This window comes from Arcticibacter svalbardensis MN12-7 (genome assembly GCF_000403135.1).
Classification (GTDB): Bacteria; Bacteroidota; Bacteroidia; order Sphingobacteriales; family Sphingobacteriaceae; genus Arcticibacter; species Arcticibacter svalbardensis.
On sequence record NZ_AQPN01000077.1, the window covers coordinates 26940 to 43612 of the forward strand.

Here is a 16673-nt window from a genome sequence, read left to right on the forward strand (position 1 = left end):
TCCTTGCAGAATGTCAAACTAAGCATTGCTTTTGTGGTTACTACTAAAACACATGATATGATGAAAATTTTCTTTATAACAAGATCAAATGTTTTTTATTTGGCTTCATTGTTATTGTTTTTCTTTTTAGCAACAGGGTGTAATAATCGTAAAACTGCTGAAAAGACTGCTCTGGATAGCGCCTATATTGTTTCCTATATGAATGCAGAACCCCAGTTTAAAGATCAAATAGGCTGGGCTAAGTCATTTTATAAAGCGAGGTCTTATCAGCTTGGCTGGTTTAAAAATAATGAATTGGTGCCTCAAGCATCTAAATTGATTCAAATTATAGATAAATCTGCTGAGGAAGGACTTGATCCTAAGGATTATCAGGTGGTAGACTTACGTGGATTGATAAACCAATTTAAGGGATCTGCAAAGAATGAGGATTTAAGAGACTCATTGGAAAAGAAAATTGATCTTGCTTTGTCTGCTACATACTTCAATTGGGCAGCCGATTATTATCGAGGTTTACTAGGCCCAAGAGAAAGCAAGAAAGCGGATTGGGATATTAAGCTGAATAAAATGAAACTTGATCTATCCCTTAAATCAATACTAGATGAAAACAAGGATGACGATTATTATTTTAAGCCGAATCATGTTGAATATGCTAATTTAAAAAAGGCCCTTGCTAATTACCGTGAGGTACAAAGTACTGGTGGATGGCCCATAATACCTGTTGGTTCAACTGTTCAGGAAGGAAAATCTTCTGCAGTTGTTCCTCTTTTAAATAAACGGCTTGCGGGGTATTTAGTAAAGGATAGTACAATGCTGTCCAGTGACAGTACCACATTTTCAAAGAATTTAAAGTCAGCGTTAAAGCAATTTCAGAGTTTTAATGGAATTGCCGTTACTGGAAGGTTAGATAAAAAGACCATACAGATCTTGAATATTCCGGTTGAAGATCGGATTAAACAGATTATCATCAACATGGAACGATGGAGATGGATTCCTCAAAGCTTTGAGCCTGATTATCTGATTGTTAATATACCTGAGTTCAGACTTCATGTATATGAAAAGGGGCAGGATAAGATGACCATGAAAGTGATTGTGGGCAAAGCGCTTCATTCTACGCCTATATTTAACGATAAAATGGAAGATGTTGTACTTGCGCCTTATTGGAATATTCCTCCTGGAATCCTGAAGCGTGAAGTGGCGCCTCAAGCAGCAAGGGATCCTGGTTATCTGGCATCAAAGGATATGGAAGTGGTTATTAGAGGAAGCAATACTGTAGTAGATCCCAAAAATGTAAACTGGGCTGCTGCAGGTACATCAAGCTTTAAGTACTTGGTGCGTCGTAAACCTGGTCCTCAAAATGACTTGGGTAATGTGAAATTTATCTTTCCAAATTCCATGAATATCTATCTTCATGATACTCCTGGCGATCAGCTGTTTAATCAATCAAAGCGTGACTTTAGTCATGGCTGTGTGCGGGTAGAGCGACCAATAGATCTGGCTGTTTACCTGTTGCGGGATGTGAAAGGATGGGATAAAACCAGAATTGAGGAACAGATTAAAAAGGGTAAAGAAAGGTATGTGGCTTTAAATGAAAAGCTACCTGTTTACCTGGTTTATTTTACAGCTTCAGCTGATGCAAATGGTCGGGTACGTTTTTTTGAAGACATATATAATCACGATAAAACATTGAAATCATTGTATTTTAGTAAGCTATAAGAAGTGTTTTTTAACATCAGCAATACATAAGGCTTTATTGCCAATGTGCTTTAGTAAAGGTACTATTAAGAATAGTAGTAGATTCGAATGATTGTGCTTTTTTAGGAATTGTTATTACTAAAGAGAAAGCATAACTGTCTTTTGCTAGATAGACAATAGGGTGTTTATTAAGAATTTGGAGAGCATAATCGTCTTTTATTAGATAAACAACACGATTATTCTTTCTCCAATGTTGTTCTTTTTTAGAGTGTTATTAAAGTGCCTGCAAAACTAAAGCCTCCTCCAAATCCAACAAGTAAAATACGGTCGCCTTTATTTAATAATCCTTTTAAATAGGCTTGGTGCATGGCAATGGGTATTGAGGCTGAAGAGGTGTTGCCAAAGTATTCAATACTGTGTGGCATCTTTTCCAGGGGGTAATCAATCTGTCTGGCTACCGCCTCTATGATGCGTAAATTTGCACTATGAAGAATGATGCGGTCTATTTGATCTAGTGTTGTTTTATTCTTAATCAGTAACCTGGAAATGGTATTTGAGGCAGTCTGAACAGCCCATTTAAATACAATCCTGCCACTTTGATGACTTTTACTGTCAGCTAATATTGTCGTTTCATTGATCATGGAGGACAGGGAAGATCGATACAGGTGTTGTCCTCCACTTCCATCAGTTCCGAATATAGATTCCTTTACGTTTTCTTCTGTTGATGCATCCATGAGCGCTACTCCTGCACCATCGCCAAATAGAATGCAGGTACTCCTGTCTTTAAAATCAATTATTTTTGATAAGGTGTCTGCTCCAAACACCAGGACTTTCTTACAGGTGCCTGAACTAATCAAGCTTTTTGCTACTATTAATCCGTAAACAAAACCTGCGCAAGCGGATGAAAGGTCTACTGCACCAGCATCAGTAATTTGGAGCTTATGTTGCAATTTGCTGGCTACACTAGGTATGGTATGATCGGGTGTTGTGGTGGCTACGATGATGAAATCCACATCGTTTAGCGTAACGGATGGATTTTCCTTGATTAAATTGAGGGCAGCCTGAACACATAAATCGCTGGTAAACTCATTTGCAGAAGCAAAGCGTCTTTGAATAACTCCGGTTCTGGATTGAATCCATTCATCAGAAGTGTCCACAATGGTTTCAAAATAGTCGTTGTGGATAATATTATCCGGAGCGTAAGAACTGAAGGAACTAATCTTTGCTTTTATCATATTTCAAAAGGCAAAGGTAACTGGCAATTGTCAAAATTGGAATTATCTCAACGTTTATATTTGGTACTAGCCATTTTTAGAACCCTAATTCGCTTTATGGAGTTCTAATATGCTTTGGGAGAGATTATTAAACGCTCTTAATTTGCCTTGTTCTAGTCTTTAAATTAGATTAAATAGCATTGGTATCGGAAAGCAATCTAGCAAACCCAAAAATCCTCTATTCTTAAGTTGAATTGAGGATTTATATTAATTGTTTGTCAGTTAGATGAATGTGGATCCTTTTATTGTGTATCTATATGTAGACAGAATTTCCCTTTCAGATTGATGCACTTTAATTAGAGGGTTTAAACTGAGGTGCTACTTTCGGAAGATATATTAAGTTGTACGACCTTCTTCGAGCACAATATCATTTCCAACTTCCAATTCATTGCGTACATTATCCGATCTCCTGCGCAATCGCGAACTGTTCATCGGGCTTTCTTTAGGGTTTTCATCTCCCAATAAAACACCCCATGGTTTAAATATTTCTGATCGGTCAAATATTATCTTCATCACAGCAATAATTGGGAGTGAAAGAAACATGCCTGATATGCCTGCAATGGCTCCACCTGCTAGTACCCCCACAATAGTAGCCATTGCGTTGATTTTTACCTTTGAGCCCACAATTCTGGGCATCAATATATTGTTATCTAAGAACTGAACAAAAGCAATCACACATAATACAATCAGAACCGGGGTTAGCTCCTGAGATGAAGCTAGTGTTAATACTACCCCAACCAGGTTTCCTATTAAAGCTCCTACATAAGGTATCAGATTAAGAAAGGCAAATAGTACACCAATTAAAAGTGCATGTTTAATCCCTAAAAGCATTAATATCCCGCCTAACAGAATGGTCATATAGGTAATCTGTATCAATAATCCAATCAAATAGCTCTTAATAATAGATTCACTTTCGCCTAATACGTCCTCTACTTTTGTATGTTGTTCTGGAGGGAACCACATGAAAATAAAGCGGAGAAGAAGGTTTTTGTAGGTAAGCATTAGAAACACATAAATGGGCAATAGGGCAATAAAGACCAGTGTGGAGGATAATGAGGTCGCCGCACCTGTTAATAATGCGCCTGCATACGTAAGTAGTTTATTGCTTTGCTCATTAATGAAAGTGAGTTGCTCGGTAGTTGAAAAGTGACTTATGGAATTAATCCACAGGCTTATAGATTTAAGATGTAAGGAAACGTTCTTTTGTATTTGAGGAAAATCAGATACTAATCGGCCAACCTGCGAGGAGAAAAACCAACCTATTAATACCACGAGCGTGGCCATAATCAGGATGGGAAGAAAGATGGCTAGTGAATTGGGAAACCGTATTCTTCTGAAAAAACGATAAAGGGGAAGCAACACAATACTGATGAAAAATGCCATCACTAAGGGCATCACTATGTTGTTAGCTAAAATAATAAGTGCTACAATTAAAAAGACTCCAAGTAGCTCAATTGATCTTTTAACTGTAATAGGCATTTCCTTCATGGTTCCGATTTATAAGCATAACACAAAATAGGTAATTAGGTTGTGATTTTCTGTATTTTTAGATTCCAGTAAAGAATTAAGACACTATAATCTGATATGTAATTAAACTGCACTTTACATCCACCTTATACGCACCTTACTCGCACTTGCTCCGCTCGGGATCAAAGTAAGCTGCAAATTATATGCGAATTAAGTCCCTTCTTTTTAATAGCAATGCTATTCGCTGTTCGGTTTTATATATAAGGTCAGGACTCATGATGCTTTTCTTCTCATGTTACTACCCAACCAGCAATGGAGTTTAAACTTCTGTATTTTGGGTTAAGTGATTAAATTTGGTCTTTATTGAAATCTTATTGGTATACTTAAAACATGAACAAAGAGGTCGCGGCTTATTATAGTGAGATGGTGGAATTGGCACAAAAAGAGATTGCCAGATTGGATAAACGTATTAATTTTTACTCTTTTTTACGCGTCTTGGTCCTTTTAGCTGGCATACTTTTGATATGGCAAAGTGTAAAATTGGAGATCATCTGGACTGTTTATTTTTCCATTTTTTTAGGGATACTAGCGTTTGCTTATTTAGTAAATAAACAAAGTAAATTTACAGCACTGAAACAATTTAACCAGTCTTTAAAAAAAGTAAACCAAAATGAATTAGGAAGTCTGAAAGATAGAAGCACGATCTATGATGATGGTACTGAATGGATCGATGACAATCATAACTATACCTCTGACCTTGATATCTTCGGAAAATTGTCCTTGTACAGCTTAATGAACCGCTGTGCTACCTCATTTGGTAAGTTCGAAATGGCAGAATGGCTCAAAGACAGCACTACCAAATTTAATGTAGGGTTAAGACAAAAGGCAGCTATTGAACTGGCTGCAAAGAAGAACTGGAAGATGCACTTTCAGGCCAGCCTATTGTTTGCACATGAAGAACAAGGTAAATCTAATATCAATGGATTGTTTAATTATCTGGAATCGAGTGTTGATATGCATAAATCCTGGATAACCTACTATGTTCAATTTATTCCATATGTCTTTTATGGAGCCGCAGCTGGCGCTTACTTTTATCCGCCATTTTTATTGTTGATGTTGTTGGCCGGACTTATGAATATAGTTCTTGTTTTAGCTTATCAAGGTAAGGTAAATCAGGCGGAGAGTATGACAGGAAAGGCAGGACAGATCTTGTCAAAGTATTCCGAGGCATTCAGCATGATAGAAGATGAAAAATGGGAATCTCCTCTCTGCATTACGTTATCAAAAACATTAAATCCTTCCGACTCTGCCCAGTATTCTTTATCGCATCAGGTTAGAGAATTATCAGAAATCTTAGGAAAGCTGGAATACAGGCTTAATATGTTTGTTGGGCCTATTTTGGATATCAGTATGGCATGGGAGGTGAAACAATATGTTCAGATCCAGAAATGGAGACTCAACAATAAAGAACATATTAAGAACGCATTTTATAGTGTCGGATCATTTGAATGTTTGTTGAGCATTGCCGGTTTGCATATTAATTACCCTGATTGGTGCTTTCCTGTTATTCAGGAAGATGAACACTATACACTTACGGCTCAAAATATAGGACATCCGTTAATTCAGGAGAATGTCCGGATTTTAAACGATTTTCATCTTCAGGATGAACTTAAAATAGATATCATTACTGGTTCTAATATGGCTGGTAAAAGTACATTTTTGAGAACCTTAGGAATTAATGCAGTTTTAGCTTTCTGTGGAGCACCTGTTTGCGCAAAAGAAATGCGGCTTACAAACATGAAGATCTTCACCTATATGCGAATAAAAGATTCGTTGAATGAAAGCATCTCTACCTTCAAAGCGGAATTAAATAGGCTTCAGCTTCTTCTGGATGTATTAAACAGCGGTGAAAAAGTTTACTTCCTTATTGATGAAATGCTAAGGGGCACTAACTCAGTTGATAAATATTTAGGTTCTAAAGCAATCATAGAACGGTTAATTGAGCAAAAATCAGTAGGCATTGTAGCCACACATGATCTCCAGATTGCTAACCTTGAAGACGAGTATCCTGCATACATCAGAAACTTCTACTTTGACATAAAAGTAATCGATGAGGAGATGATGTTCGACTACAAGTTAAAAAATGGAGCATGCAAAACATTTAATGCTTCCTTATTATTAAGGAAATTGGGAATTTTGGTGCATAAAGAGGAGCTATAACCGATAGCCCCTTAAAAAGTCAGTGATATCTATTCTCTTTTTGCCTTCCATCTGGATGTTCTCCAATAGGATAAACCCATCTGGACAGGCAAATTTTAAGTAAGTTTTCCCATCACTTAAATGTGTTCCAGGCTGCACTTCGTGGTTTGTTAATTCATATTTAGCGGCAAATATCTTAACCGTCTTTCCATCTAATGAAGTAAAGGCGGTAGGGTAGGGACTCAGACCTCTTATCAGGTTATAAACATCTTTAACAGACTTATTCCAATCGATTGAACAGGTATCTTTGAAGATCTTTGGTGCATGTTTAGGTTCATCAGTCAACCCATTTTGGGCAATAACTTCCTGCTGTGAAATTTCATCATACTTGTTTTCTTTCACCGCTTTCACTGTCTTTACTAAAAGGTCAGCACCTACATTCATCAATACATCGTGTAATTCACCAGCTGTTTCATCTTCATGGATCTCCACACGCTGAGAGAATAGAATATTTCCGGTGTCAATTTCATGCTGAAGGGAAAAGGTAGATACACCAGTTTGTTTTTCGCCATTGATGATAGCCCAGTTTATTGGAGCGGCTCCCCGATATTGTGGAAGTAAAGAGCCATGGAGATTGATGGTTCCCTTTGCAGGCATATCCCAAACCACCACTGGAAGCATTCGGAAGGCCACAACAATCTGAAGATCGGCATTGAATTCTTTTAGCTCTTTCAAAAAAGCTTCATCTTTCAGTTTTAAAGGCTGTAGTACTGGTATATTGTGTTCAACAGCATAACGCTTAACAGCAGATTCCTGAAGTTTCTGGCCTCTTCCAGCTGGCTTATCTGGTGCCGTCACCACTGCCACTATGTTCTGACCATCTTTTATTAAAGCATCTAAAGATGCAACTGCAAAATCGGGCGTACCCATAAAAATTATCTTCATTACACGAATTATTATTAATTAGGCCCTTTGACATATACTAAAAGCGGAGGGATACTAAATGCAAGATTAAAGATATTCTGCTTATATATGACTCAGAAAAATGTGCATCTTTGCTAAAATACAAAAATTATTTAAAGCTTGAATTTCTCATCTTTTGTTGCTAACAGGATAACCTTTCAGTCACAGCGAACTTTTTCAAAGTTAAGTGTGCGTATTGCCATCATTGGTATTATACTTGGTTTGGCAGTCATGATACTTTCTGTAGCTGTCGTAAAAGGGTTTAAATCTGAGATACGGGAAAAGGTAAGAGGATTTTCCGGAGATATCATCGTCATGAAGTATGATTTAAATGCATCATACGAAAACTCACCCTTCATTATCAAAGCCGATTCACTTCAAATTATGGGTAAGGTACCCAATGTGGACTATTATCAGCCTTATGCTTTAAAGCCCGGAATCATAAATGCCAATAATGAAATGGAAGGGGTGATATTAAAAGGGGTAGATAAAAACTTTCATTGGGATTATTTTAAGAATATTTTAATATCCGGACATGTAATTGACTTTAGCGACAGTGTTAAAGCAAAAGGGCAGATCCTGATCTCTAAGGTCATTGCGGATAGATTGCAATTGAAGACAGGGGACGATTTCCTGATGTATTTTGTTCAGGAACCTCTTCGTAAAAGGAAATTCAGTATTGTTGGTATCTACGATCTTGGGATAGAAGAAGTAGACCGGACCTACGTCATCGGCGACCTATCTGTGATACAAAGATTGAATAACTGGAAACAGAATGAGGTAGGAGGTTATGAGATAAGAGTTAAGAATTTTGATCGGATAGATCAAACCTCATTAAACGTTAGTGATGCACTCAGCTTTGGCTTGCAAGCCTTTTCAATTAAGGAGTATTATACCACAATCTTTCAGTGGTTATCTTTATTAGATGTAAACACACAGGTAATTCTGGTTCTGATGCTCGCCGTAGCTACGATCAATATGATTTCTGCCTTACTCATCATTATTCTTGAACGAACAAATATGATTGGTATTTTGAAAGCTTTAGGCTGTACCAATTGGGCGATACAAAAGATATTTTTAAGGAATGCAGCCTATTTGATTGGAATAGGCTTGTTACTTGGAAATATAGTAGGCATAGGATTAGGGCTATTTCAATCCTATACCCATTTTTTTAAGCTGGATCAAGCCTCGTACTATATGTCATTTGTCCCGGTTGAACTTGACTTCCCCGATATTATTATGTTAAATTTAGGTACCCTCTTGATCTGTTTACTTGTACTGATCATTCCTTCTACCTTAGTGAGTAAAATTTCACCAACAAAAGCGATCACATTCAAATAATTATCGCGTAGTAAAGCTCCATTTGAGGTTAAGACCTGCAGCTCCAAAACGTAAATTTTGAGCTCCCAAGCCAGCTAATGGATATTTTAAAAATGGTTCAAGAGATAACTTGCTCTGTTTGCCAATTGGGTATCCGTATCCTACTGATAGGTTAAGCATTCTTGCAAAGTCGAAAGTGCTTGAATTAGTAGTAGTTGTTTCATCAGGATGTTCCTGAAATGCGTTTGCTTCCAAAGAATTGTAACCGTAAGCATACGTATACGTTTCATCAAAAAAGAAGTTAGAACTTAAGCCTGCAACAATATAGAGCTCATTCTCTTTCCTAAATACCGTATATTTTAGATTGATCGGCACATCCAATCCAAGCAAAGAAGCATCATAGCCGTTAATAGAATAATTAACAGCTGATGTTTTTGTTTCAGCACTGGAAACCATTAAATTACTGACTCTTGATGTGGAAGAGGTTATAAAAGACGATGCTACCTGTTCAGGTATTCTTTTATTGTATTTAAGGGTATTCTGAGCGAGAGATAAACCAGTTGTAAACTTCAAATTACGTGTTATGCCTAATTCCGATGAAACCCCTACACCTGTATTCATGCTTGATTTACTACCCTCAGCATAAGAAACATGACTACCAGCGAAAAGACTAAATGATAATCTGGAGTCTTTTTTAACCTTTACAATTGGTGCTTTATCGTTAGTCAGCATAGCATTTTTTGCTCGTTGTAACTCATCATAATCATTTGCTACAGCAGATAACTGTCTCTGGGGCTCCTTATATGTTTCAGTATCTTCTGTGCGTTCCTGCAAGGTAGCAAGCTCTTTATTCAAAGGAATGCTAAGGTTAGTACTTGTAATTAAAGTATCCAAAATAGCGTATTCTTTAGAAATTGATTCAGGTATGTTTTTTATACTTGAATACACAACTGCAGATTCAGTAAACTTGGGTTGTTTTATACGTGAATAAGTTGCTTGAACAGGTTGGGGAACTGTTTTTTTAGCTTGTAAATTTGAATCACTTATCACTACAGGATTAGCATTTTTTAAATTTTGATCAATACTATTTTTAGAAATAGTATGAACCTTATCCTTATTATTAATATTCTGATCATTAATAGTTTGATTAAAGAGCGCCCAAGTACCCGCAACAAGTAATAATACCGCAGCAGCCGATCCTAACCAATAAATAAAAGGAGAACGTACCTTCTTTTCAGGGAATTTTTTACGCAACTCCTTCCATCCTAAATCAGCAGAATCATCTTCGTAAAGATTAAAAACCTGCTGGATTCTTTCTGAAAGCTTTTTATCAAAGTTATCCTGCATAGCTACCCTCCTGTTGAATCCAGTGTTTCCTAAGCTTCTCTTTAGCCCTGCTTAAATAAACCCTCGAAGAGCTTACCGGTATAGATAGCATCTCACCAATTTCATCGTGACTGTAACCATCTATTTCATATAAGTTAAACACCAGTTTTTGTGTTTCAGGTAAAATATCTAATAATTTTAAAATATCCTTAGCATTAATATTTTCAATGATATCAGGTGCTTTTCCAATATAGATTGCTTCATCTATATCTGCCTGATTCATATGTTTTAAATTTCTTCTTCTGTGATCTATTGATGTATTCACAATAATTCGTCGTAACCAAGCTTTAAAAGGCTGATGCTCATTATAAGATTGAATGGACTTAAATACCTTAATAAATGAATCATTAACAACTTCTAAAACATCATCCCTATTTTTTAAGTATCGCATTCCAACTCCCATAGCATATCCATAGAAATGTTTATAAAGCTTTTCCTGAAACTTTAATTCTCCCGACTTGCATTTCGAAATCAGTTCATCTTCAGAAAAGCTCTGAGTAACATGCATGGAGTTGGATTCGTTTTTAATCAATAAACATTTAAATACTTTGATGATATAAAACGATCTGCTGTACTTTATAATGTATACGCAGACCTTTTTAATATTGCGACAACGGAAGTATTATTTTTTTGACTTAGATCGTTTTAGCTTCATTCCAAAAAATATCCATTTCTGCAAGAGTCATATCCTGGAGCGCCTTGCCTTTTTCAGTAGCCTTTAGTTCCAGGTACTGAAACCGCTTAATGAATTTTCTATTGGTTTTTTCAAGAGCATTTTCAGGGTTGATCTTAATAAACCGGGCATAATTAATTAAGGAGAATAAAAGATCGCCAAACTCTCCCTCCGCTTTATCCATGTCAATCGGTGTGTCATCTGTGGTGTTAAACTCCTGCTTAAATTCCTCCATCTCCTCTTCCACTTTCTCCCATACCTGAGATTTCTTTTCCCAATCAAAGCCCACACCTTTCACTTTTTCCTGAATACGAGAGGCTTTAACCAGTGCAGGCAGGGAAGGAGGAACTCCACTAAGAACCGACTTATTTCCCTCTCTTAATTTAATCTGTTCCCAGTTGCGTTTTACATCTTCCTCATTTTCAACTACTACATCGCCATAAATATGAGGATGTCTGACGATGAGCTTTTCACAAATGCTATTCAATACATCAACTATATCAAAATCACCCTTCTCTGATGCAATCTTTGCATAGAAGACTAAATGAAGCATGATGTCTCCAATTTCTTTTTTTATTTCCTGACTATCACCCTCAAGAATTGCATCTGATAATTCATATGTTTCTTCAATAGTAAGATGCCTTAAACTTTCAATCGTTTGTTTTTTATCCCAGGGACATTGCGCACGAAGCGTATTCATGATAGTTAAAAGACGTTCAAATGCGGATGCAGGGTTATTTCCCTCTGCGGGAATGATGTTTTGAGGCATAGAAATATAGTTTAAGCAAAAATAAGTAAAATCAACTTACTAATTAGGCGACCAGTTTTATTGAAAGTTTATATGTTCAACTATTTACTTACTATCCTGGCAACTACTAGCCGTAAACAAACAAAGGGCTGTAAGTGATTATTCGCCTACAGCCCTTTGTTTTAACTATTGTGTTTGAAATTTATAAAAAGCAACTTAAAACTATAGATATTCCCCAAGAAAAGGGGACGTGGAAATAAATCACCTTAGGTGTAATGAAGGAATGTAATTTCCCTATTTTTCCTGCGTGATTTATTCTCCTATTTCTTTCCTGATACCTGATGGGATACCATTTTTGTTAAGCAAAAAAGCAGTGGTTTTAAACTTAACAAAGTTTTTGGTTACATATAAATATCCTTTATAATCGTTAGTTAATCCCCATGAATTCTTTACAATGTAATATTCTTTACCATTTTGATCTTTGGCAAGCCCAACAATGTGCATACCGTGATCATCAGTCGTCGTGTAATTGTCAAAATCCTGTTGTCTCATTTCCGGAGTGATCGTCATTTCTGGTTTCGGACCATCAAATAGTTCATTCTTCTGCTGATCCGTCATGTCGTCATATTTAGTTTCCGGTACATAAGCAACTCCATTCTTCCAGCTGAAGCTTTTTTCACTTACATCAGTCGCCCAGGCTACTGTAAATCCCTTTTTCAATGCATTATCAATGATTGTCGTAATATCATCCATTTTTACATTATAAACCTGGTCAAATGACCAGTTGTCTGGAACTAATAAGGTGAATTTCTTGTAATAAGGGTAATCCGTAAAAGAGGATATTTCCACATAATCATCCGGATTTATACCAACTCGTTCTTTTGCAAAACTCTGGGGTGTATACGTTTTACCTTCATAGGTAAAAGACTGTGGTACCTTTCCTAAATAAGCGTCAATTGCTCCGCTATAGGCATTAATCCAGTTTGGCGTTAATGTCTCATTGGGATTTTTAACTACTGCTTCAAGAATTCCGGTCGTAATACTTGCCATTTCAGCAAACTTATTCTTTGTCGTTCCATAGTTTAAACCAGTATAAACACTCTGTGGAACAGTGCCATATTTACGGTACATATTAATTACATCATGCAATGCACCTCCATCACCAAGCCCAACTGCGCCATGCATCCTTACATAATTCTTGCCTTTTTCAACATAAACATAGCGAGCAGTGAAAATTGGAGAGAGCTCAACAGGCTTACGTCCTTGTTTAATCATTTCTGATTCAAGGAATGAATTGGTAGAATAACTCCAGCAGGTACCTGATGATCCCTGGCTTTTGATCGAAGTGTTTTCTAAATTAATGATTTCGGTGAATTTAAATTTTTCTTTACTATTGATGCTTTGATTGGAGTCTAATGATTTTACCAGATTATCCTGAGCAAAAGTTAAGTTTGTCGCTACAAATAATACAGCAACTAAAATAGAGAATGTGTACTTCATTAGTTTGTTAAAGTAATTATATGGGATAAAATTTTAAGAATTAGTGATACTAAATCACGTCTCTCTTATTAGATTGCAAAAATAGGCGATCTATCCTTAAAAAAAGCAATCAATTCTTAAATTAAAGTATTAATCGCATTCAGGATGGGTGAAAATAAACGTATCTGAGGTCCCTTCTGCACCCATTGTGTCTCCTTTTAGGTATTGCCACCAGAATTTAGGATGTTCCTTGGGACGATTCCCCTCTTCATTCATGGTTTGAGCATCATAAAGCCTTCCATTAATCATTACAGATCTTATTTTTTCTGAATTCCTGATGTCTATAAGCGGATTAGCGTCCAACACAATCAGGTCGGCTAATTTGCCAGGTTCAAGGGATCCAATTTCTTTCGACATGCCTAAATACGCTGCCCCGTTTATAGTTGCAGCTCGTATTGCCTCCAAAGAACTCATCCCCCCCTGCGCAAGCATCCACATTTCCCAATGCGCTCCAATACCTTGAATCTGACCATGAGAACCCAGGTTTATTTTAGTCCCTCCATCTGAAATGTATTTAACAGCCTTTGAAACCTCAATATGTCCATAGTCTCCAAATTCTGATGTTGTCCTTCTTCTGGATTTAACATCAATTATAGATCTTGGGGTAAAAGTTAAGAGTTTCTCATTTTCCCATACGTTAGTCCGGTCATACCAAAAGTTTTCTCCTGATTGCGAACCATAACTTACGATAAGGGTAGGGGTGTATCCAGTCTTGCTCGCATTCCATAGTGATTTTACATCTTTATAAACCGGAACTACCGGAATATTATGTTCTATACCTGTGTGTCCATCCAGAATCATAGACATGTTCGTAAAAAACGTAGATCCTCCTTCAGGAAAAACGTCCATTTTCAATTCACGCGCTGCCTGTATAATCTGCTGCCTTTGTTCTCTTCTTGGTTGATTGTATGATTTTACAGAAATAGCCCCTGCCATCTTTAATCGCCTTAAGTTGGAACGGGCATCATCCAGACTGTTAATAACTGCCTTGAAGTCACCATCAGCACCATATAATATCGTTCCTGTAGAAAATATCCTGGGGCCTATAATGGTACCTGCCCGAACCATTTCAGCCTGACTAAATACCATTTCAGTATTGCTTGATGGATCATGAGATGTGGTTACACCATAAGCCAGGTTTGCAAAATAACTCCAGTCCTGTTGTGGCGATATTCCATCAGGACTAGTTGGTAAATGCGCATGAACATCTACTATCCCTGGCATAATGGTTTGATTGTCTGCACTTATCACCTTTGCGTCATCAGGTATTTTAACCTGGTCGGCCGGACCTACAGCAAGAATGCGGTTCTGATCAATTACAATAGTTCCATTTTCAATTACCTCATCACCTTTCATGGTAATGATCCGGGCATTTGTAATTGCAATCTTGCCTTCAGGGACATCAGATTTTATTCTTAATCCAATCTCAATACCCGAAGTATCAATAGGAGGTATAGTAGCCGGTGCTCCTTCAGCAAAGCTAAATGAATTCTTAAGTTCTCTGCTGAAATACTGAGAACCCAGTGTCCAGTTTAGTTTTTTACTGTCCCTGCTCCAGTGAATATAAATTCCCGCATCCCTTGTTACCCGTGTTAGAGGCAAAGATTTATTCGTAGCGGAAAGATCAATCCCATTAGCTGTATTAATCAAAGGAGTGATGTAGGCATTGAATAACTCAGTAAAGGCGAGCCATTTACCATCAGGACTCGGTACAAATTGACTAGCATAAGTAGATACATAATGAATACGTTCATTACCACCATTCAAATCCACACTCATGTATGCCTTTTTATCATCCTTGTTGCTCTGAAAGAAAACGCGGGAATCATTGGCATTGAATGAAGGGCTAACCCCTTTGGAAGAAATCTTAACAGGTGTTCCTCCATTTACTCCGGTAATATAAATGCCCGCACCAGTGCCAAAAGTATAACCCAGCATCGTATTTCCCACTCCTTTTGTATAAACAATTTTATCACTTTTATTTGAAAAGTGAGGGGTATAATAATAACCTTTCTCCGTTGTTATAATGGTAGATTGTGAATTTTTCAGATCTAAACGTTTTATAGATCCCTTGTTCTCATCATTCCAATTTACATATACCAGCCATTTACCATCGGGACTAAATTCAGGATCATATTCAAAGTCAACTCCTTGGGTAATCCGTTTAGGTTTGCCATCAGGAAGAGTCTTCAGGTAAATGAACCCACCCGAATTAAAAGCTACTGTTTTCCCATCCGGCGATGTAGTCAATTCTCTGATCATCTTCGAATCAAATTCATCACTGAACACCTGGTGCTCAAAGTTTAAAGCCTCAGCTATCGTCTGAGTAGACTTGACCTCAAAAGGAATATCGGTTACCGTTTGAGAAAGTATATCCAGATTCCTGATCTTTCCTTTTGCATAGAATATGATATTCCTACTATCAGGGCTCCATGCAAAGTTCGGATACACACCAAAAATAGCCCAGGTCTCTTGCTGATCACGTGATAGATCTGTATAAACAGGCCATTCTTCACCAGTAGCAAGATCATGTAAATAGAGAACCGATTTCAGCCTTACCCTTTTTACAAACGCAAGCAGTTTTCCATCCGGAGATACCTGTGGTCTTACCGCACCACCCGGTCCACCAGCAATTTGTATCGTTTCACCTGTTTCCCTATCTAATCGCTTAATCGCATATATCTCTTTATTCGGATCTTTATTGTATTGAAAATAAGGACCCGGACTCACATCTTCACTGTAATACAAATATTTTCCGTCAGGAGATACCTCAGGCTCCCCAGCATCCTGCTGATCATTTTTGCGTTTTGTCAGCTGAACACCTTCCCCTCCAGAGATATGATACATCCACATTTCACCAGCACCCAGTGAACGTGTATTGGTAAAATGCTTACGGGCAATTAAATATTGACTATCAGAAGTCCACACTGCATTATTCAGCAAGCGAAAAGTTTCTTTAGTAACCGAATGTTTATTCGTCCCATCCGTTTTCATGATCCATATATTGTCACCGCCTTCACGATCACTGGTATAGGAGATGAATTTGCCATCAGGACTAAATCTAGGCTGCACATCAAAAGCCAGTCCGCCGGAAAGCAAAGTGGCTGTTCCTCCTTCAAAAGGCATTTTATATATATCACCTAAAAGATCAAAAACGATTTCTTTACCGTCAGGACTCAGGTCCAGATTCATCCAGGTACCTTCATTTGTATTAAATGAAACTACCTTAGAAGGACCTCCTGGTTTTTCAACATTCCATGCCTTTGTATCTGTTTTTTGCTGAGCAAAGGTCTGCTGACATAGCATTAAAGCTAATAAAATGAGTGCGTGTATCTTCATCATATCAATTTAAAGGTACGCAAAAATAGACCTTCTGATCAGAAAGTTGTTAAAAAACTAATACAAATGGTAA

11 protein-coding genes are annotated in these 16673 nt (G+C 37.2%); 3 read left to right on the top strand and 8 right to left on the bottom strand.

Translation table 11 applies throughout. The annotated features are described in order from the left end of the window. Positions 1-57 precede the first annotated feature (57 nt). Positions 58-1713, top strand: a complete 1656-nt coding sequence (locus ADIARSV_RS09380) for a L,D-transpeptidase family protein (RefSeq protein WP_152439825.1) — start codon at positions 58-60, stop codon at positions 1711-1713. A 242-nt stretch (positions 1714-1955) separates the two neighbouring features. Here ADIARSV_RS09380 and ADIARSV_RS09385 read toward each other — a convergent pair whose 3' ends face one another. Further along, positions 1956-2927 (bottom strand): beta-ketoacyl-ACP synthase III, encoded by a 972-nt coding sequence (locus ADIARSV_RS09385; protein ID WP_016195250.1) that lies wholly within the window; start codon positions 2925-2927, stop codon positions 1956-1958. 375 nt (positions 2928-3302) lie between these two features. Next, positions 3303-4454, bottom strand: coding sequence for an AI-2E family transporter (locus ADIARSV_RS09390; protein ID WP_016195251.1), 1152 nt, complete (start codon positions 4452-4454; stop codon positions 3303-3305). 369 nt (positions 4455-4823) lie between these two features. On the opposite strand from ADIARSV_RS09390, the gene ADIARSV_RS09395 reads away from it, so the two are divergent. Continuing rightward, positions 4824-6653, top strand: a complete 1830-nt coding sequence (locus tag ADIARSV_RS09395) for a MutS-related protein (RefSeq protein WP_040299668.1) — start codon at positions 4824-4826, stop codon at positions 6651-6653. Here ADIARSV_RS09395 and fmt read toward each other — a convergent pair. Next, the gene (gene fmt / locus ADIARSV_RS09400; protein ID WP_016195253.1) at positions 6648-7577 is read right to left on the bottom strand and encodes a methionyl-tRNA formyltransferase; all 930 of its coding nucleotides are present in this window, start codon (positions 7575-7577) and stop codon (positions 6648-6650) included. The genes ADIARSV_RS09395 and fmt overlap by 6 nt on opposite strands. Before the next feature lie 138 nt (positions 7578-7715). Between fmt and ADIARSV_RS09405 the strand changes: the two genes are divergently transcribed. Continuing rightward, complete coding sequence (locus tag ADIARSV_RS09405; protein ID WP_040299673.1) at positions 7716-8936, top strand: ABC transporter permease; 1221 nt, start codon at positions 7716-7718, stop codon at positions 8934-8936. Here the strand turns inward: ADIARSV_RS09405 and ADIARSV_RS09410 are convergent, their stop codons facing one another. From ADIARSV_RS09410 to ADIARSV_RS09430, 5 genes are all read right to left on the bottom strand, one after another. Beyond that, complete coding sequence (locus ADIARSV_RS09410; protein WP_016195255.1) at positions 8937-10262, bottom strand: hypothetical protein; 1326 nt, start codon at positions 10260-10262, stop codon at positions 8937-8939. It lies immediately after the preceding gene. After that, a complete protein-coding gene (locus ADIARSV_RS09415; protein WP_016195256.1) occupies positions 10252-10833 on the bottom strand; it encodes an RNA polymerase sigma factor in 582 nt (193 codons plus the stop codon). The genes ADIARSV_RS09410 and ADIARSV_RS09415 overlap by 11 nt, the downstream gene beginning before the upstream one ends. Positions 10834-10936: 103 nt before the next feature. Beyond that, complete coding sequence (mazG, locus tag ADIARSV_RS09420; RefSeq protein WP_016195257.1) at positions 10937-11743, bottom strand: nucleoside triphosphate pyrophosphohydrolase; 807 nt, start codon at positions 11741-11743, stop codon at positions 10937-10939. Between the two features lie 291 nt (positions 11744-12034). After that, complete coding sequence (locus tag ADIARSV_RS09425; protein WP_016195258.1) at positions 12035-13222, bottom strand: C1 family peptidase; 1188 nt, start codon at positions 13220-13222, stop codon at positions 12035-12037. Between the two features lie 129 nt (positions 13223-13351). Further along, on the bottom strand, positions 13352-16603 hold the full coding sequence (locus ADIARSV_RS09430) for an amidohydrolase family protein (RefSeq protein WP_016195259.1): 3252 nt from the start codon (positions 16601-16603) through the stop codon (positions 13352-13354). Positions 16604-16673: the final 70 nt, after the last annotated feature.